The sequence below is a fragment of the Cupriavidus sp. 96C5-1 genome (assembly GCF_057798855.1).
Genome location: NZ_JBYOJU010000044.1, coordinates 25,430 through 43,395, shown reverse-complemented (window position 1 = coordinate 43,395; position 17,966 = coordinate 25,430). Strand labels below are relative to the sequence as shown.

Annotated in this window: 15 protein-coding genes; 3 read left to right on the top strand and 12 right to left on the bottom strand. The window is 68.8% G+C overall.

Features of this window, described 5'->3' with window-relative positions; translation table 11 throughout:
• The first annotated feature begins 42 nt into the window (after window positions 1-42).
• Together AC3FOF_RS34745 and AC3FOF_RS34740 are read left to right on the top strand one after the other, a co-directional pair.
• Entirely contained in the window at window positions 43-1,101 is a 1,059-nt protein-coding gene (locus tag AC3FOF_RS34745; protein WP_488729178.1) for a HoxN/HupN/NixA family nickel/cobalt transporter, read from the top strand.
• 46 nt (window positions 1,102-1,147) lie between these two features.
• Window positions 1,148-2,104, top strand: coding sequence for a serine aminopeptidase domain-containing protein (locus AC3FOF_RS34740; protein WP_488729177.1), 957 nt, complete (start codon window positions 1,148-1,150; stop codon window positions 2,102-2,104).
• Window positions 2,105-2,258: 154 nt separating this feature from the next.
• On the opposite strand, the gene AC3FOF_RS34735 is transcribed toward AC3FOF_RS34740, so the two are convergent.
• From AC3FOF_RS34735 to AC3FOF_RS34680, 12 genes are all read right to left on the bottom strand, one after another.
• Window positions 2,259-2,678 (bottom strand): type II toxin-antitoxin system VapC family toxin, encoded by a 420-nt coding sequence (locus AC3FOF_RS34735; protein ID WP_488729176.1) that lies wholly within the window; start codon window positions 2,676-2,678, stop codon window positions 2,259-2,261.
• The gene (locus tag AC3FOF_RS34730) at window positions 2,675-2,917 is read right to left on the bottom strand and encodes a type II toxin-antitoxin system Phd/YefM family antitoxin (RefSeq protein ID WP_488729175.1); all 243 of its coding nucleotides are present in this window, start codon (window positions 2,915-2,917) and stop codon (window positions 2,675-2,677) included. Before AC3FOF_RS34730 ends, AC3FOF_RS34735 begins: the two co-directional genes overlap by 4 nt.
• Before the next feature lie 286 nt (window positions 2,918-3,203).
• Window positions 3,204-3,521 carry a HigA family addiction module antitoxin gene (locus AC3FOF_RS34725; RefSeq protein WP_035808344.1) on the bottom strand — a complete coding sequence of 106 codons (318 nt, stop codon included), beginning with the start codon at window positions 3,519-3,521 and terminating at the stop codon, window positions 3,204-3,206.
• A gap of 32 nt (window positions 3,522-3,553) precedes the next feature.
• A complete protein-coding gene (locus tag AC3FOF_RS34720) occupies window positions 3,554-3,832 on the bottom strand; it encodes a type II toxin-antitoxin system RelE/ParE family toxin (RefSeq protein ID WP_488729174.1) in 279 nt (92 codons plus the stop codon).
• Window positions 3,833-3,997: 165 nt separating this feature from the next.
• Window positions 3,998-4,504 carry a vWA domain-containing protein gene (locus tag AC3FOF_RS34715; RefSeq protein ID WP_488729173.1) on the bottom strand — a complete coding sequence of 169 codons (507 nt, stop codon included), beginning with the start codon at window positions 4,502-4,504 and terminating at the stop codon, window positions 3,998-4,000.
• Window positions 4,505-4,662: 158 nt separating this feature from the next.
• The gene (locus tag AC3FOF_RS34710; protein ID WP_276269117.1) at window positions 4,663-5,745 is read right to left on the bottom strand and encodes a magnesium chelatase ATPase subunit I; all 1,083 of its coding nucleotides are present in this window, start codon (window positions 5,743-5,745) and stop codon (window positions 4,663-4,665) included.
• Window positions 5,742-9,572 carry a cobaltochelatase subunit CobN gene (gene cobN, locus AC3FOF_RS34705; protein ID WP_488729172.1) on the bottom strand — a complete coding sequence of 1,277 codons (3,831 nt, stop codon included), beginning with the start codon at window positions 9,570-9,572 and terminating at the stop codon, window positions 5,742-5,744. The genes AC3FOF_RS34710 and cobN overlap by 4 nt, the downstream gene beginning before the upstream one ends.
• A gap of 33 nt (window positions 9,573-9,605) precedes the next feature.
• Complete coding sequence (gene cobW, locus AC3FOF_RS34700) at window positions 9,606-10,685, bottom strand: cobalamin biosynthesis protein CobW (protein WP_488729171.1); 1,080 nt, start codon at window positions 10,683-10,685, stop codon at window positions 9,606-9,608.
• Between the two features lie 216 nt (window positions 10,686-10,901).
• Window positions 10,902-15,056, bottom strand: coding sequence for a cobaltochelatase subunit CobN (locus tag AC3FOF_RS34695; RefSeq protein ID WP_488729170.1), 4,155 nt, complete (start codon window positions 15,054-15,056; stop codon window positions 10,902-10,904).
• A gap of 17 nt (window positions 15,057-15,073) precedes the next feature.
• A complete protein-coding gene (locus AC3FOF_RS34690) occupies window positions 15,074-15,505 on the bottom strand; it encodes a DUF2149 domain-containing protein (protein ID WP_488729169.1) in 432 nt (143 codons plus the stop codon).
• Window positions 15,505-16,191: a MotA/TolQ/ExbB proton channel family protein gene (locus tag AC3FOF_RS34685; protein ID WP_488729168.1), complete on the bottom strand. Its 687-nt coding sequence runs from the start codon at window positions 16,189-16,191 to the stop codon at window positions 15,505-15,507. The genes AC3FOF_RS34690 and AC3FOF_RS34685 overlap by 1 nt, the downstream gene beginning before the upstream one ends.
• Window positions 16,192-16,621: 430 nt before the next feature.
• Window positions 16,622-17,125, bottom strand: a complete 504-nt coding sequence (locus tag AC3FOF_RS34680; RefSeq protein WP_035810511.1) for a DUF6630 family protein — start codon at window positions 17,123-17,125, stop codon at window positions 16,622-16,624.
• A gap of 633 nt (window positions 17,126-17,758) precedes the next feature.
• Here AC3FOF_RS34680 and AC3FOF_RS34675 point away from each other — a divergent pair.
• Complete coding sequence (locus tag AC3FOF_RS34675) at window positions 17,759-17,926, top strand: hypothetical protein (protein ID WP_276267488.1); 168 nt, start codon at window positions 17,759-17,761, stop codon at window positions 17,924-17,926.
• The last annotated feature ends 40 nt before the right edge of the window (window positions 17,927-17,966 follow it).

Below are 17,966 nucleotides of genomic sequence, written 5' to 3'. Positions count from 1 at the left end.
CCGCTCATTGACTCCAACCCCCGCATTTCCCACCGACGCCCCATGTTCCGTTTCCTCGCCAGCATCTTCAACGACCAGGACGCCGACGTGCGCCGCAAGACCGTTGCGCTGTACGTCTTCCTGATTGCCGCCAACGGCGGCGCGTGGCTATGGGCGCTGATGGCGTTCCGCGACCACCCCATGCTGCTGGCCTCCGCCGTGCTGGCCTACACGCTCGGGCTGCGCCACGCGGTGGACGCCGACCATATCGCCGCCATCGACAATGTCACGCGCAAGCTGATGCAGGAAGGCAAGCGCCCCGTGACGGTCGGCTTCTTCTTCTCGCTTGGCCACTCCACCGTGGTCACGCTGATGTCGGTCGGCATTGCCGTTGCCGCCGCCGCGCTGCAAACGCGCTTTGCCGACATGAAGGCCGTGGGCGGCATGATCGGCACCAGCGTGTCGGCGCTGTTCCTCTTCCTGCTGGCCTTCTTCAACCTGCTGATCCTGATCTCGGTATGGCGCGCGTTTCGCGCGGTCAGGCGCGGGGAGGCGCTCAAGGAGCAGGACCTGGACCTGCTGCTGAACAACCGCGGCGTGCTGTCGCGGCTGTTCCGCCCGCTGTTCCGGCTCGCCAGCCGCAGCTGGCACCTGTTCCCGATGGGCCTGCTGTTCGGGCTCGGCTTCGATACCGCCACCGAGGTCGCCCTGTTCGGCCTGTCGGCGGCGGAGGCCGCCAAGGGCGTGCCGTTCTGGACCATCATGGTGTTCCCCGCGCTCTTTACCGCCGGCATGTCGCTGGTGGACACCACCGACGGCATCCTGATGCTGGGCGCCTACGGCTGGGCCTTCACCAGGCCCATCCGCAAGCTCTACTACAACATGACCATCACGCTGGTCTCGGTGGTCGTCGCGGTGGTGATCGGCGGCATCGAGGCACTCGGGCTGATCGCCGACAAGCTCGGCCTGGAAGGCGGGCTGTGGGACGTGATCGGCGAGCTCAACGCGCATTTCGGCATGCTGGGCTACGTGATCATCGGGGTGTTCGTGCTGAGCTGGCTGGTCTCGATCGTGGTGTACCGGGTGCGGCGCTACGATGAGATCGAGGTGCGGATGGGGTGAGCGCTTTGGCGAACGTCGAAAGCGGCTGCCAGCCTTGGGGGAACAATTGAAATTCAAAGCGCGGATACTTGCATGCCTGCTGGTGTGCCTGGCACAGCCCGGGTGGGCGCGTGCGGGAGAGATGGGCCGGGATGTGGCCCGCGCGGACGGCTCGCGGATCCGCTACTACCTCGATGTGCGAGATGTCTCCAGGCACGCGAACCAATTGCTGGTGGTTATCCAGGGTTCCGATTGCAACAGCGTAACCCGGGTCGAGGCGATCCACCGCTACCTGGTGCGGGTAATGCCCGCCGCCGATGTTCTGACGGTGGAGAAGTACGGCATCGACGCCAGCTTGCCCTACAGCGACGATCCCGAACGCGCGGATTGCCCACCTGCCTATCTTCGCCACGACAGCCCGGCGCAACGCGCCGCGGATCTGGACACCGTCATCGCCGAAGTTCTACGCCAGCACGCCTACCGCCAGGTGGTCGCCCTTGGCGGCAGCGAGGGGGCTGTGGTCGCGCACCTGCTGGCGGCGCGATCGGATCGCGTCACCGCAACCATCGCCTTCAATGGCGGTGGCCAGTGGTTCCTCGACGACGTGCTGCACAGCATCGCCAGCGCGCCCAACCCCGCGCAGGAGAAGGCGGAATCGAAGCAGGGCATGCGTGATTTCGCCCACCATGTCCGTACCGCCACGCCCGAGGCGCAGGCGCAAATAATGGCCAGCGGCCACGGCTACCGCTGGTGGCGCGACTCGCTCGACACGGATCAACTGGCCGTGCTGCAGTCGGGCATAGCGCCGACGCTGATCATCCAGGCCGGCGCCGACGAGTCGGTGTCGCCCGCTGCCGTCCTGGCCATGGTTGCCAGGCTCCATCAGGCGGGCAAACGCAACATCACCTACAAGACCTACCCGGCGCTGGACCACCGGTTGTCCGAACCCGATGGACAGAGCCGCATGGCCGAGGTCGTGAACGACATGGCAACGTGGTTGCAGGACGCAGGCATCGAGCCGTGATGCGGGAGGCGCGAAGTTCACGCCTCCAGGCTGCTGAGCTGGCTGATCCCGATCGTGGTGTACCGGGTGCGGCGCTACGATGAGACCGAGGTGCGGATGGGCGGCTCCGCTTCCGGGCCGCTCATCTCCTGCATGGCCCGGATTGTCATGCCAATCATTCAAAGACAACGCCACCAGCATTGCGCATGGCATCAGCCAATGCCACATCGAAGGTAGCCAGCACGGCGCCGTTGCGCAACGCGAGGTCCAGATAGGTTGCGTCATAGGCGGTGAGCCTGTGCTCGCGAGCCAGACCCATGACCACTTCGCGGCGCTCGCCCGGCGCGGCGGCGTCTGTCGTGATCGGCAGACGGCCGAGCCTGGCGACGAAATCGGATACCTGCGCTTGCGTCACAACGTTTCTCCGCTCCGCTACCAGCAGTGCATTGGCAGTTTCCACATGCCATAGCGCAGGCACCAGCACCTCATACGAGGTCAAGGCCGAAAGTGCCCTGTCGGCACAATCGATCTGAGCCGGGACCACTCGCTGAAACAGCCAGGCAAGGGCCATAGATGCATCAAGCACCAATGTCATCGGCGACCTTCCTCAATCCATTGTGCAAGCTCATCCGGAGCAACACCCGTCACGCGCTTGATCGCGCGCATTGCCGCCACTGCTTCCTCGCTACTGTGGCGTGCGTTGTCCGCGCTCGGCACCAGATCAGCAATCGGGCGCCCACGCTGGGTAATTGTGAATCGCTCACCTTGCTCCACTTTCCGAAGCAATTCGGGGAGCTTGGTCTTGGCATCGTAAGAACCGACTTCGACAAACATGCTAACTCCACCTGGTCTACAGACTGGTCTAGTTTATCAGATCAATAAAACCAGAATCCGCGGCAGATGGCACGAAAGGTTCATGCCAATCCAAAAAAGATACTCAATAAACACATTCCGCAAATACGGCGGTTGTATCGTTAGCAACCGATCAGGTGCTCCGCGACCAGCTACTCCCCCTCCGCCAGCCCCCGGCATCGCCCCGGCGCCACAACCTGACGCTCGGAATCCACCACCATCACGCTACCTGCCCATCCAGTCCCGATCGCCTACGCACGTACGGCCCTTATGCGCAGAACGGCTCGGCCTCGTCCATGATCGGGCGGGCAACCGGCTTGATACGCTTCCGGGGTTTCCGTGCCGCCATCCAGAGATCGTAGGCGGTCTGCATGCCGCACCACATCTCGCGGCTTGCGCCCAGCGCTTCCTCCAGACGGATGGCAATATCGGGCGTGATTGCAGCGTGGCCGTTCACGATACGCGAGAGCGTGGCACGCGTGACTTCGATGTGTTCGGCAAAAGCCGTGATCGTCATATCGTCCAGGCCTGCCAGCCATTCGGCGAGGACCGAGCCTGGATGCGGGGGCTTGTGCATCCGAGTCATGGTGGTCTCCTAGGTATCATTGCGTTGCGGTGTCAGTGGTAGTCACGATAGTCGACAACCAGCGCATCGCCATCCTCGAATCGGAAGGTAATGCGCCAATTCCCATTGACGGTGATTGACCAGTGTCCAGCCATGCTGCCTTTCAGCAGGTGCAGTCTCCAGCCGGGCACACCCATGTCTTCCGGCATGACGGCATGGTCTAACGCACCAAGCTGTATCCGAAGTTTTTCGGCATGCTGAGGCTGAACCCCGGCCTTCGAGCCAGTCTCGAAGAATCGCTGCAGGCCAGAATGGGCGAAGCTTTTGATCATTGCTGAGTCACCGGAAGTGTATAGCCTGACTATACGAGTGGCAAGCCTGACGCCAGCGCCCGAGGCGCCGTCCGAGCCGCGGGTTGCGCGATTGACTTCCATATTCATGGCCCGGCCGAGGAAAGCACATCCTACATCAGCACTGTGTATACATACAGTATTTGATCATCCCCCGATCAACGCATCCGCCACCAGATACTCCCCCTCCCACCCCGCCGCCAGCCCGCGGCATCGCCCCAGCGCCACAGCCTGCCGCTCGAAATCCACCACCATCACGACATCCGCCCAAGGCGGGCGCGGGGGCTGCTCGCTGCTGCGGCCATCGCTGAGCAGCCACAGCCAGCGCTGCTGCGCCGGGCGGTGGCGCGCGGCCTGCGCCAGCAGCTGGCCGGCGCGTTCCATGCCGAGCGCCAGCGGCGTGCCGCCGCCGCCGGCGATCGGGCGGATCCAGGCTTCGCTCCACGGGCGGGCTCGCGCCGGCTGCAGGCGTACCTCGGCGCGGTCGCCGGCGAAGCACACCAGCGACACTTCGGCGCGCGCCTGATAGGCGCGCTGCAGCAAGCGCAGCAGCACGCCCTTGGCCAGCGCCAGCTGGCGGCCGTGCACCATCGATGCCGAACAATCCAGCACGAAGCAATGCAATACGCCGGCATGCGCCTGCTGCGCGCGCATGCGCAGGTGGCCGGCCGCCAGCGTCTCGCCGCGCTTGGCGGCCAGCGTGCGCGGCCAATGGATGCGCGGGCCAGCGGGGCGGCCGTGCGGGGAAGCCAGACGAGGGGCCTGCCACCGGTTGCCGCCTTGCCGGGATTCGGCGGCGGCCTGCCGGTGGCTCAGGCTTTTTTTGCGGGCAGCGGCCTTACGGATTTGACTGTGGCGAGGCCCGATGCAACGCCCGCGGGCGGGGCCGGGAGCGCGCCCCAGGGATTGGTGGCGCCGCAGGCGCCGTTGCCCGCCGTGTCGTCCCCGGCATCGCTGGCTTCGCCCGGCGCGCGGGCATCACCGGCATCGGTTCCCGTGCCGCCCTGCCCGCCGCCTTCCGGTGCCGCCTGGCGGCGGTGATGCAGTACCAGTTCCGCCACGGCGTCCACATGCGCGGGCGCTACCGCCGCATCGCATTGCAGCGCTGCCAGCGCGCGCGCGGCGCGCAGCATCACAAGGTCGGCGCGCACGCCGTCGACGGCGGCGGCCAGGCACAGGTGGCTGACCCGCTCATGCACGGCATCGCTGAACCAGAGCGACGGCAGCGCGGCACGCGCCAGCCTGACCTGCCGCGTCAGCGTTTCCTGCTCGGTGGCGAAGCGCGTGCGCAGCGCTACGGGATCGGTGTCGAACGCCAGCCGCGCCTTGACGATAGCCTGGCGCTGCGCGGGATCGATGCAATTCTCCAGCGTCAGCGCCAGCCCGAAACGGTCCAGCAACTGTGGACGCAGTTCGCCCTCCTCCGGGTTCATGGTACCCACCAGCACAAAGCGCGCCTCGTGCTGGTGCGATACGCCATCGCGTTCCACCAGGTTGACGCCGCTGGCGGCAACGTCGAGCAACTGGTCGACCAGATGATCCGGCAGCAGGTTGACCTCGTCCACGTAGAGCACCCCCTGGTGCGCACGTGCCAGCAGGCCGGGAGCGAAGCGTACCTCGCTCTGCCGCAGCACGTGGCCAAGGTCGAGGGTGCCGATCAACTGCTCTTCGCTGGCGCCCAGCGGCAGGGTGACGAACTGCCCTTCGGGCAGCAGTTCGGCCACCGCGCGCGCGGCGGTCGACTTGGCGGTACCGCGCGGGCCGCTCACCAGCACGCCGCCAATGCCGGGGTCCACCGCGGCGAGCAGCAGGGCTTGCTGCAGGCGCTGCTGGCCCACCAGGGCACTGAAGGGAAACGGCACCCGCAAGTGCCGGCCGCTGGCGTTCACGTTCATGTGGGAGTTCCTTCAAGCGCCTGCTCGCTGTCGAGCAGGTGTTGTTCGAGTTGGGCGCGGTGCGCTCCGGGCTCCTGCCACAAGCCGCGCTGCACCGCTTCGAGCAGGCGCTCGCAGATGGCATGCAGCGCGCGCGGATTGTGCTGGCGCAGGAAGGCGCGGGTGTCGGCGTCGTTCACATAGGCATCGGTGACCAGCGCATACTGGTGATCGGCCACCACGCGGGTAGTGGCATCGAAGCCGAACAGGTAGTCCACGGTGGCGGCCATCTCGAAGGCGCCCTTGTAGCCATGCCGCTTGACGCCGGCTATCCACTTGGGATTGACCACCCGCGCGCGGATCACGCGGCTGATTTCTTCCTGCAGCGTGCGGATGCGCGGCGCCGCCGGATTGCTGTGGTCGCCATGGTAGACCGCTGGCTGCGCGCCGCCGAACGCGCGCGCGGCGGCCACCATGCCGCCCTGGAACTGGTAGTAATCGTTGGCGTCGAGCAGGTCGTGCTCGCGGTTGTCCTGGTTCTGCACCACGGCATCCAGGCTGGCCAGGCACTCGGCAAAGCTGGCGCGCGCCTCGACGCCATCCGTGCCCTGGCCGTAGGCATGGCCGCCGGCATGGAGGTAGGCCTGTGCCAGATCGTGATCGTCCTGCCAGCCGCGGCCGTCGATCAGGTCCTGCAGGCCCGTGCCGTAGCCGCCCGGACGCGCGCCGAACACACGCCAGCCGGCACGGCGGCGGGCCTCCCCCGCGGGCACGCCCTGCGCTTCCAGCCGTGCGCGCTCGCTCTCCACGCGGGCGCGCACGGGATTGAGTTCGGGCGGCTCATCCAGCCCGGCTACCGCCTGCACGGCGGCATCGAACAGGCGCATCACATTGGCGAAGGCGTCGCGGAAGAAGCCCGACACCCGCAGGGTGACGTCCACGCGCGGCCGGTCGAAAATCGCCATCGGCAGGATCTCGAAATCGGTCACGCGATAGCTGCCGGGCGCCCACTTGGGCCGCACGCCCAGCAAGGCGAAGGCTTGCGCGATATCGTCGCCGCCGCTGCGCATGGTGGCGGTGCCCCACACCGACAAGCCGATCGATCGCGGGTATTCGCCGTGCTCCTGCAAATGGCGCTCGATCAATTGGTTGGCCGACTTGAGGCCCAGCGTCCACGCCGTGCGGGTCGGCACCGCGCGCGTATCGACCGAATAGAAATTGCGCCCGGTAGGCAGCACATCGGGCCGGCCGCGCGAGGGCGCGCCGCTGGGGCCGGGCGGAACGAAGCAGCCGGACAGGCCGCGCGCGAGTTGCAGCATCTCCTGCGGACCGCAGGCGTCCAGGCGCGGCATCACGTCGTGGCGCAGGCGGGCCAGCACGGCCGAGGCCTGCGGCCACGCCTCGCGCAGCGCCGGCATGGCCGGATCGTCATCGCCAAGCAAGCGCGCCGCGAGCATGTCGAGCCGCTCGCGCGTGTCGCCGTGATGGCGCCACGGCCCGGCATCGAGCGCCTGCAGCATGGCCGGACGCGGACCTTCCCAGGGCGCGGCCCAATCCGCATCGAGCGGGTCGAAGCCACCGCCCAGATCGAGGTCGGCTGCCAGCGCCGTCAGCAAGCCGGCCTGCCCGCCCTTGCCGTCGCCCACCGGGAATCGCCCGAGCGCGAGCAGGGTGTCGCGCCGCTGGCGTCCCTCCGGCGACACGCCGAAGATGTGCAAGCCGTCGCGGATCTGCGATTCCTTCAGTTCGCACAGGTAAGCGTCGGTACGGTTGAGCAGCGCGTCCTCCCCATCGCTGTCGGCCGGGGCGTCCAGCCCCAGTTCGCGATGCAACTGCTGGTCCACGATCAGCTTCAGGATGGCCTTGCGCAGCAGCCGCGCGCGGCGCGGGTCCACCGCCAGGGCTTCGTAGTATTCATCGACCTGCCGCTCCAGGTCCTGCAGCGGGCCATAGTTTTCGGCGCGGGTCAGCGGCGGCATCAGGTGATCGATGATGACGGCCTGCGCCCGCCGCTTGGCCTGCGCGCCTTCGCCCGGATCGTTGACGATAAAGGGATAGAGATGCGGCAGTGGGCCGAGGATGGCGTCCGGCCAGCAACTGTCGGCCAGCGCCACGCTCTTGCCGGGCAGCCATTCCAGGTTGCCGTGCTTGCCGACGTGGACGATGGCATCGGCGCCGAAGGCGTGGCGCAGCCAGAAGTAGAACGCCAGGTAGCCGTGCGGCGGCACCAGCTCGGCATCGTGGTAGCTGGCATAGCTCCGGGCGCCGTCTTCGCCCGGCAGCGCGTAGGCGCGGGCAGGCTGCAGTCCCACGAACAGATGGCCGCTGCGCACGCCAGCGATCATGAAGCGGCCCTGCCGCACCATCGGGTCCTGTTCGGGGCTGCCCCATCGGGCGGCAATGGCGCGCTGGTTGTCTTGCGGCAGGCTCGCCAGGTGGCGCAGGTAGTCCGCCATCGGCAGGCTCTGGAGCGCCGGCCTGGCATCCAGCTGGTCCAGGTCGTTGGTCACGCCCTGCGTCAGGCCACGCATCAGATCGTCGCCGTCGGCCGGCAAGCCTTCGCAGAAGTAGCCCTCGGCGCGCAGCATGGCGAGAATACCCACCACCGAGGCCGGCGTATCCAGGCCCACGCCGTTGCCGATGCGCCCCTCATTGGCCGGATAGTTGGCCAGCACCAGCGCCACGCGCTTGTCGGCATTGCCGATCTCGCGCAGGCGGCACCAGCGCCGGCTCAGCTCGGCGACAAAGGCGATGCGCTCCGCGTCGGGCTGGTAGCACACCACGTCGACCTCGGTATGGGGGCAGCGATAGGCCAGGCCCTTGAAGCTGACGGCGCGCGTAACGATGCGGCCATCCACCTCGGGCATGGCGATATGCATGGCCACGTCGCGCGGGCCCAGGCCCTGGCTGTCACGCAGCCAGTCCTCGCGGTTGCCGCCGCTCAGGATCACCTGCAGCACCGGCGCGTCGCCGGCGAGCTGCAGCGCCGCGGGCGCGTCGAGCGACGCGACCGCGAACGCCGTGGTATTCAGCACCAGCGCCGCGCGGTGCTCGCTGCACAGATGCTGCAGGACCTCCCGGCACAGCGTGTCCTTGAGCGAGTTCACCGCCAGCGGCAGCGGGTTCAGGCCTGCGGCACGCAGCGCCGCGATCAGCGCATCGAACACGGCAGTGTTGCCGGCCTGCAGATGGGCGCGGTAGAAGACCAGCGCAACCACCGGCGCATCGGCCTGGCCGTCCTGCCGCCGGTCCTGCTGCCATTCGCGCTGCCAGTCCGCGGCGGTTGCCACGCCGTGGGCCGGGTGATAGAGCGCGGCCTGCGGCAGCACGCGCGGCTGCAGCGCCGGCTGGCCCCAGCCGAAAGCGTGGTGCGCCAGGCAGCGGAAGAACTGCTCGGCGTTGTCGGCGCCGCCCTCGCGCAGGTAGCGCCACAGGTTGCTGGAGAGCGCCGGCGGCGCATTGCCACGCGCGAGCAGGTTGGCATCCTCGGCCAGGTCGCCCGAGAACATCACCAGCAACTGGCCGCGCGCGCGCGCCAGCTCGGTCAGGCGCTCCAGGCCATAGGCCCAGTCGCTATCGCCGCCGAGGTGATCGACCACCACCACCCGCGCATGCTGCAGCACGTCGTCCACATACATGTCGAGCGAGGCCGGCTGGCGCAGGTACATCTGGTTGGCCAGCCGCACCGAGGGGAAATCCCCCCCCAGCCGCGGGAAAACGCCCGCCAGCAGCGACAGCGTAGTGTCCGCCGCGCTCAGCACCACGATCTGCGCCGGGCTTTGTTCGATACGCACCACGCCGGCGCTGTCGTCGACGAAGCCGCCCGGGCGGGTGGAAAGCAGGTGCATCGGGTGCCTGGGCCGGTTGCGGGGTCGAGGACGTCAGGCCGCGCGCGCCGCGCCGGCCAGCGCTGCCTGCAGGGCCGCCTGTAGCGTGGGCTGGTCGAGGTCCTGCCCGATCAGCACGATGCGCGTGGCCTGCGCTTCGCCCGCCTGCCAGCGGCGGTCGAAGTAGCTGTCGAAACGCCGTCCCACGCCATGCAGCACCAGGCGCATGGCCTTGCCCGGCAGCGCGGCGAAACCCTTGATGCGATAGATGGTGTGGTCTTCCACCAGCTGCCGCAGGCCATTGATCAGCGGATCGCGGTCCACTTCGCCCAGCGTCACCACGACGGAGTCGAACTCGTCATGATGGTGATCGGCATGGTCGGGATCATCCGCCGAGCCGTGGTGGTCGGGGCGCAGGTGGATGGTGTCCTCGGACGCGCGGTTCAGGCCCAGCAACAGGTCGAGATCCAGCTTGCCGCCCTGCGCCCCGACGATCTTGACCTCGGCCGGAATCTCCGGGCGGATCAGCGCTTCCACCCCGGCGCGCTGCGCCGCGTCGATCAGGTCGGTCTTGTTGAGGATGACCAGGTCGGCCGCGCCGAGCTGGTCTTCGAACAGTTCATGCAGCGGCGATTCGTGGTCGAGGTTGGGATCGGCCTTGCGCTGCGCGTCCACCGCGTCCGGATCGGCGGCGAACTGGCCGGCGGCCGCGGCTGCGCCATCCACCACGGTGACCACCGCGTCCACGGTGAAGGCGTTCTTGATGCTGGGCCAGTTGAAGGCCTGCACCAGCGGCTTGGGCAGCGCCAGGCCGGAGGTCTCGATCAGCACGTGGTCGATGTCGCCGCGCCGCTCCAGCAATTGTTCCATGACCGGGAAGAATTCCTCCTGCACGGTGCAGCACAGGCAACCGTTGGCAAGCTCGTAGAGCCGGCCGTTGCTCTCGCCGGACTCGTCGCAGCCGATGCCGCAGCCCTTGAGGATCTCGCCATCGATGCCCAGTTCGCCGAACTCGTTGACGATCACCGCGATGCGGCGGCCGCCGGCATGCTCGAGGATATGGCGCAGCAAGGTGGTCTTGCCGCTGCCGAGGAAACCGGTGACGATGGTGGCGGGGATTTTACGGGTCTGCATGGGCGGATATCGGGGTTCAGCGGCGTTCAGCGAATGCCGCCGGAGTTGGCGTTCCGGGCGCCGCGCCGCGCATGATACGCGCTGGCGCGGCGGCGTTCAGTCTGAAACGTTATGCATGGCGCGGCCGGTATGCGGCAAATATCCGCACTGCCGCAGCCGCGCCGGGCAAGGAAATCAGCATAAAGAGATCGCGCGGCGCTGTCCACCCGTGCCATGTCAGCCTTGCGCCGGCCGGCGCCGCCTGCCACGCCACCACTCGGCGCCGGCGCCGGCGCCGACCAGCAGCAGCATCAGCGCGGCGGTCCACAGCCCTGCGCGCGGCGTCATGCCGTTGGCCTGCGCGGAGGCGGGCGACGCCAGCTTGAACGCGCGGCTTTCAAGCACCCGGCCAGTCACGTGTTCGGTTTCCGCGCGCGGTGCCGCCGGCGGCCGAGGCGTAGCCGGGCGCACCGGCTGCGCGGCCTGGGCCCCCGCGGAGGGCGATCCGTCCCTGGCCGCCCGGGCAGCCTGCGCCGGGCGCTCACGCCCCGGCATGGCGCGCGCCAGGCGCTCGGCGAATGCGCGCAGCGCGTCGGTGGGCAGCCTTGCCTGCTGCCCCAGCCCGGCAATGTATTGCATCAGCACCGGATTGCCGCAGCTGTTGGCCGAGCAGGACAGCCCGTCGCGGTTGACCGATTCCACATAGCGCCGCGCCATGCCGGCCCGCTCCTGCGGCGTGAAGCGATAGCTGCCCTGCCGGTCCACCTCCAGCAGCCGCGCCAGGATGCCCTGGCGGGCGTACGGGTTGCTCTGGGCAAAGAAGCGGTCCATGCCGAGCCCGTGCTTGTCGGCCACGTAGACGTCGTAGGTGTTCTGCCAGAAGCTGCCGCTCATCTGCTCCGGGCTGGTGGCCTGGAACCCGTAGAGATGCTCGATCTCCTTGAACATCTCGCGCGCGCCGGCATACCCCGAGCGCTGCATGCCTTCGATCCAGCGCGGATTCCAGTTGCGCGCGTTGAGCTCGGTGGCCAGCCAGGTGCGGGCATCCACCGTCTGCTCCTCGCCGGCGCGGCGCAGGTTATGCAGCCAGAAACGCGGTGCCTGCCCGCCGACCGCCCGCGTGGCCATGTTGAGGCCGCCGGCGTACTGGTAGGTGTCATCGTTGTCGAGCGCGCCGTACAGCGTGCTGGCGCGCGAGAACAGCACGGCCTGGTTGGACGTCAGATGGCTGGCCAGCGCCTGCGGCGCGGTTTCGCCCCAGCCTTCGCTGGAGAAGGCAAAGTTCATATGGCGCAGGTATTGCCGCGCCAGCGCCCCCGGCTGTTCTCCGGCCTGCGGCGCATCCTTGCTCTGCTCCACCATCTGCTGCACGCCGATGCTGTAGTTGCCGGGCTTGGCGGCAAACACGCGGGCGCGGGCCAGGCGCCCGGCCAGTTGCGGCTCCACGCCGGCCGCCAGCAGCGTTGCCTGCGCCTCCCGGTCATGCCGGCTGATGGCGTTGTCGCCAGCGGCGGCGGCCAGGCGCGCGGCCTTGTCCAGCAGCGCCACCTTGTCGCCGAAGCCGTCGCGGTAGATGCCGGAGATGGTGAACAGCACATTGACCCGCGCCCGGCCCAGTTCGGCATCGGGAATCAGCCGCACGTCCTCGACCACGCCGCGCGCGTTCCAGACCGGCTCCACGCCCATCAGGTAAAGCGCCTCGCTTTCCATCGCGCCCTGGTGGCGCTCGGTCTCGCCGTACCACAGCACCATGGACACCTGCTCGGGCGCCTTGCCGGTTTCCTCGCGATAGCGCGCCAGCGTCTGCGCGGCCAGTTGCTTGCCAAGCTGCCAGGCGGCCGGCGTGGGAATCAGCGCGCCGTCGAAGGCGTGCAGGTTGCGCCCGGTGGGCAGGCCCTGCGGCGTACGCACGGGATCGCCCAGCGGCGCGGTGGGCAGGTAGCGGCCTGACAGCACCGTCACCAGCCCGTCCAGCTCGCGGCGCGGCGAAGCACGCAGATTGGCCAGCCATTCGCGCGCGCCGGACAGTGCCGCCTTTACCTTGTCCGCCAGCGGCGGCGGCAATGGCGCACCGGCCGCGCCTGCGATATCGGGCTCGCGCCCCTGAACCAGCGCGTCAGCCCAGCGCGACAGCGTGTCCTGGCCGATGCGGTGCGTCTCGGCGGCATCGAAGGCGCTCCCGAGCACGGTGGCAAGCGCCTGCCGCTGGTTATCCGGCGGCGGCAGTTCGCCCAGCGTGTGAATGCCCAGCGGCACCGGCTCGGCTTCCACCTTGTGCAGGAAGCGGTGGATCACGGGTTCGACCTGCTCCCACGGAGCGCCAGGGTCCAGCCCCAGCTGCCGGTCCAGCCCCAGCGCGCGGATCTGCGCCAGCGCTTGCAGGCGGTACTGCCCGGCCAGCGCCGGGGCGCTGTCGGCGGCGGCCTCCTGCTGCTCGATCACCTCATCCAGCCTGGCCAATGCGTCAGGCCAGCCAGCGCGGGCGATCAGCGGCGTCAGGTGGCTGACCAGCACGGCGGCGCTGCGGCGCTTGGCCTGGATGGCCTCGCCGCCGCCGTCCTGAATGTAGTAGTAGGCATTGGGCAGGTCGCCCAGCAGCACTTCGGCGCTGTCGTCGCCGCTCTGCCCCGCTTGCTTGCCCGGCAGCCATTCCAGCGTGCCGTGGCGGCCCACGTGGACCATCGCGTCCGCGCCGAAAGCGTGGCGGTACCAAAGGTAGGCGGCGATATAGGAGTGCGGCGGCGGGGTCACCGTATCGTGCGCGCTGTCCATGGCGTGCGCGAAGGTGGATCGCAGCGGCTGCGGGCCGACGAACAGGTTGCCGAAGCGCAAGCCCGGGATCACGAAATACTGCCCGCCGTGGCCGTCGTTCACCCGCATCAGCGGACTGCGCTCGGGCGGGCCCCAGGTGGCCAGCACCGACTGCCGGAACGCCGCCGGCAAGGTGTCGAACCAGCCTTTGTACTGCGCCACCGGCAGCAGTGTGACCCGGCCCCGCGACACCATCTCGGCCAGCTCGCCAGGCGACCACTCCTCCATATTGCGGCCATTGCGTTCCAGCAGCGCGGTGAGTCCGGCCGTGTCCGGCAACGCGGTACCCGTGCGGTAGCCGGCCTCGCGCAGGCGCGCCATGACCTGCACCAGCGAGGGCAGCGTGGCCAGGTAGCTGGCACCGATATTGCCGCGGCCCGGGGGGTTGTTGTAGTAGAGGATGGCGATGCGCTTGTCCGCCGCGGGCTTGTCCTGCAGCGCGATCCAGCGGCGCACCCGGGCAACCGCCGCTTCGGCGCGCTCCGGCACCGCCCGGCTGGTCTTGGCGCCGCCCTCGTCTTCCAGCGTGGCGAACAGGATCGGCTCCGAGGCGCCGGCCCGCTCGGGCGTGTTGAGCAGCAGCGGCAGGCGCTCGCCGCCGATGCCGCGTACGTCCGCCCGCCAGCCGGCCTGGCTGTCGCGCGTGGCAATCAGGTTGATGGCATGCAGGCCCTGGTGCTCCAGCCAGGTCTTGTCTTGCGCCCGGCTGATGGTGAGATTCAGCGTCAGCAACGCGCGCAAGGGGCTCTGGCCGTCCATCGTCAGCATCGGCCCCAGGCTCGACAGCGGCCAGCCGAACACAGGCACCGCGCCGACGCCCTGGCGCTCCAGCGCCGCGATCAGCGCATCGATATGGGCGAGGTCTTGCTGGCGATAGTTGCTGGCGTAGAAGGCGATGCCGACCAGCGGCGCACCGGGCGGCAGGCCGTTGCTGCCGCCGGCCCGATACCACGCAAGGTAGTCCTTGAGCGTGGCGAAGGGCTGGGAGGCTCGCGGATGGTAGATGCCGGCCGCGGGCAGCGGACGCGGCGGCGGCACCGCGATGGCGGTCTCGCCACGTACCGCTGCCACGGTCCACGCCAGCCAGCCGGCCAGGTTGTCGGCGCCGCCTGCGCTCCAGTAGGCCTCTGCCGCCTGGTTGCGCGCGGCGTCCAGGCCAACGTTCCAGGCCGCCTCGGCGGACGCCGCCGGCGCCGCCAGCACCAGCGCACCGCGCTGCCGCGCCTGGCGCACGGCCGGGGCCATCTGCCGGAGTACGGCAGTGGGCGCAAAGTAGGCGTAGATGGCATCGGCCGCTGCGACCTGCGCGGCATCCGGCGCCGCGGTCACCGCCTCGAGCACCACCCGGCCCGGCCCGGCCAGCTCCCGCAGGCGCGCCTGCGCGGCCGGCAGCGCATGGGTATTGGTCGTGATCAGCAGCACGCGCACGGGGGCCTGGCCGCCATCGGCGGCCAGCGGCCCGTGCCCGGGCGCTGCCGCGCCGGCCCGGCCCGATGCGCCCGCAAGCCAGCACAGCAGGCCGAGCGCCAGCAGCAGCCAGCGCAGCGACGCCATCCGAGCCATGGATGCCGTGGCGGCCATCCGGCGCATCCACGCCATCAGCGTGCGGCCGGCACCGGCGGGGCCGGAACGGGGTGGGTGCCAGCCTGTGCACCTTCCGGCACATACACCACGCTGCCATCGGGCAACCGGTAAGCCACGCCCAGCCGGGTGCCCTCGCCTGCCTTCTGCTGCGCCGACAATTTGCTGACCTTGACCTCCTTGCGGTTCTTCTCGAGCAGCTGCAACTCGCCGGTGCGGGGGTCGCGCTGGACCATGGTGAACTGCGATTCGGGATTGAGCAGCTGGGTCAGGCTGAAGGCCTGCGTGAGCGCCACCATCAGGCCCACTGCAAAGACGATGGAGGCATCGAACAGGTTGGCCACACCGGCCAGCGGGTCTTCCCGATGCACCGAGGCAAGCTCGCCCTGCGCGCGGCGGCGGCGCACGAAGCGCCTGCGCCTGAACGGGTGTCCGTGGCCTGTGTCCATCAGGCGAGCGCCCCCGCCAGTGCGCCATGCACCACACCGTGACCGGCCGGCACCGCTGGCTCGGGCATGGCCCGCAGCACCAGCTCGCACAGGTTTTCCATCTCCTTGAGATCGGCACGCGCCCAGCGCTCGCGCGTGAGCGTCAGCACGTAGGCAATGCCGCCCAGCACCAGGCCGCAGACCACCGCGCCAAAACCGACCACCAGGTGGTTGACCATGCCGGCCATATCGCCGGCCAGCAGCGATTGCAACGCCGGCCCGAGCGGGATGATGGTGCCCGCCAGTCCCAGCATGGGCGCGATGCGCACCAGCGTGCGGGTCAGGTCGAGCCGGTTGGCCACGCGCATTTCCTCGCGCTGCAGCGTTTCATCCAGCCACAGGTCGAGGTGTTCATGCGAATCGAGCCGGGCCAGCCGCGCTTCCAGCATGGCCCAGAAGCGGGCCAGCGACGGCGACAGCACGACGGCACCCGGATGGGGCTGCGCTGCGTTGCGCAGGCTGGCCGCCAGCGCATTGGCCAGCGCGGGCAGATCGCTGGCCGGCGCCGCCGCGCGGCGGCGGGACTGCACCAGCAGGCTGCCGAGATCGGCCAGCGAGAGCACGAACAGCACCAGCAGGGCGAGCGCGACGGGCCAGAAGAACGCCGTGGAAAGGCGGTAGAAAATCTCGGTGACGACGCTTTCCATCGGAATTGGCTGCGAGGCGGTTGGGCGGATCGTTGGAACGGAAACCAGGATGCGGAAATCGGGGCGGAAGCGCCGCCGGCGTTCGGCCATCCACCGGCCGCAGCAAAAGCGGCAAAGCCGCGGCAAGCTGCCCCGGCCATTCCGGCGCAACATTGTACGTTGTCGACACCCCCTTTACCGCAAAGCCGGCGCCCTGGTGGCGCCCCGTTGCCGGCGCGCCAGGATTGCATGGGTCCTCGCCTGGCGCCATGCGCAACGCTCGTGCGCATGCGGCCGTGCCGGCACGGCAGATATCCGATGGTCCCGGACTGGTGCCGCCATCCCGCTGAAATGTCACAAAGATTGAACACGGATGGCAAGGCGGCGTCCCGACCTGCCGGGCAGCGGGCGCCGTTGCGCGTCAGGCGCGCAGCGTGGGGCGCGGACGGCCTCAGTAGGTTTCGTCGGCGGGGTCGATCATCAGGTGCAGGCGGCCGGCGAGCTCGGCCAGCATGTCTTCGTCGCGGCTGCGGATCATCCATCCGGCGTAGGCGTCCGCCTGGGTATCCCAGCACCACAGCGTATAGCCAGCCGCGCGCAGCGAAGCCTGCGCGACCGTCATCAGCGCCGGCACATCGCGCCGCGCCAGAAAGGCAGGCGCCAGCGGATCGCCCACGCCCCAGTCAATGCGCAGATCGACCCGGTCGCAAAGCGCCTGCACGCCGCGCACCAGTGCCGCGGTGTCTTTCCAGTCGACGTAGAACCCCCCACCCTGGCCAAGCGCTTCGCTCAGGGGCCACAGCAGCAGATGGCCGTCGCAGCCCGGCTCGGCACGCGCAAGCGCCTGCTGGAACAATGTCCAATATCGTTCCGCTGCATCCTGGTCGTGCAGGGAAATCAGCAGAATGAGCTTGCGCAGGGCATCCTGCGTTTCACTCGTGAGCACAATGGTCATGGCGTCTGGCGGTTCGGGAATAGAGGGGGCTGAAGGGATCCGGCGCATGCGCGGCCCGCCGGGATGCCGCAGCCGGGTGAGGCGGTTGCCGGCGATGCCGGCACCAAACGTGAACTTGCTGCAGTGTTTTGCCAATTCAGCCAAAATCGCGGTCCCCTATTCTGACAAAGGTTGATACCGGGCGCCACTGCGCAAACGCAATGGACACCACACGGGAGATCCCGTCCGGATAACAATGCACGGCCTTGCCAAGCGCAATGCCAGGAATCGATTAGAACCGATTAGGACCAATCTCAATTCGCAGAAAAGCCGCAAGAAAGGGTTGCCAATCTCGCATTGCCTTTGATACCCTTCGCCCGGTTATCGCTACGGAGCTAATCTCCATGGACAGTTGTTCTAGTTGGCCCTCCGGCCAATCCCTGAACGGCTAGGCAAGTCCAGGCGTCTTTTCGCCACTGCCTAGCCGATACCGGCGGGTGGTGGTCCATTGCACGGATTCTCCGTGCAATCCCCTCTCCCAATCCGTTGTAAAGCCTGCGGCTGCCAGTCCGCGGTGCGCGCTCGTCCGCACGCCGCCATCCGGTATCCGCCCCTGCCTGCGCATGCCATCGGGCTATGGCGCAAGGAGGCCCCATGCCGTCCATCTTTATCGCTCAACACGCCCTGCTGGCCCTGCAGATGCTGCGCTGGCACGCCGCCGGCCCTGGCCGCGCCGCCGTGCTGCTGCTCGCACTGGCGCTGCCGCCCGTACGCCGGGCCGCGGCGCGCCACGGAGATCCGCACCTGCCGCGCCCGGGCTGACACCCGCACCCCCGCTGGCATGCGCACTGCCAGCCGATCG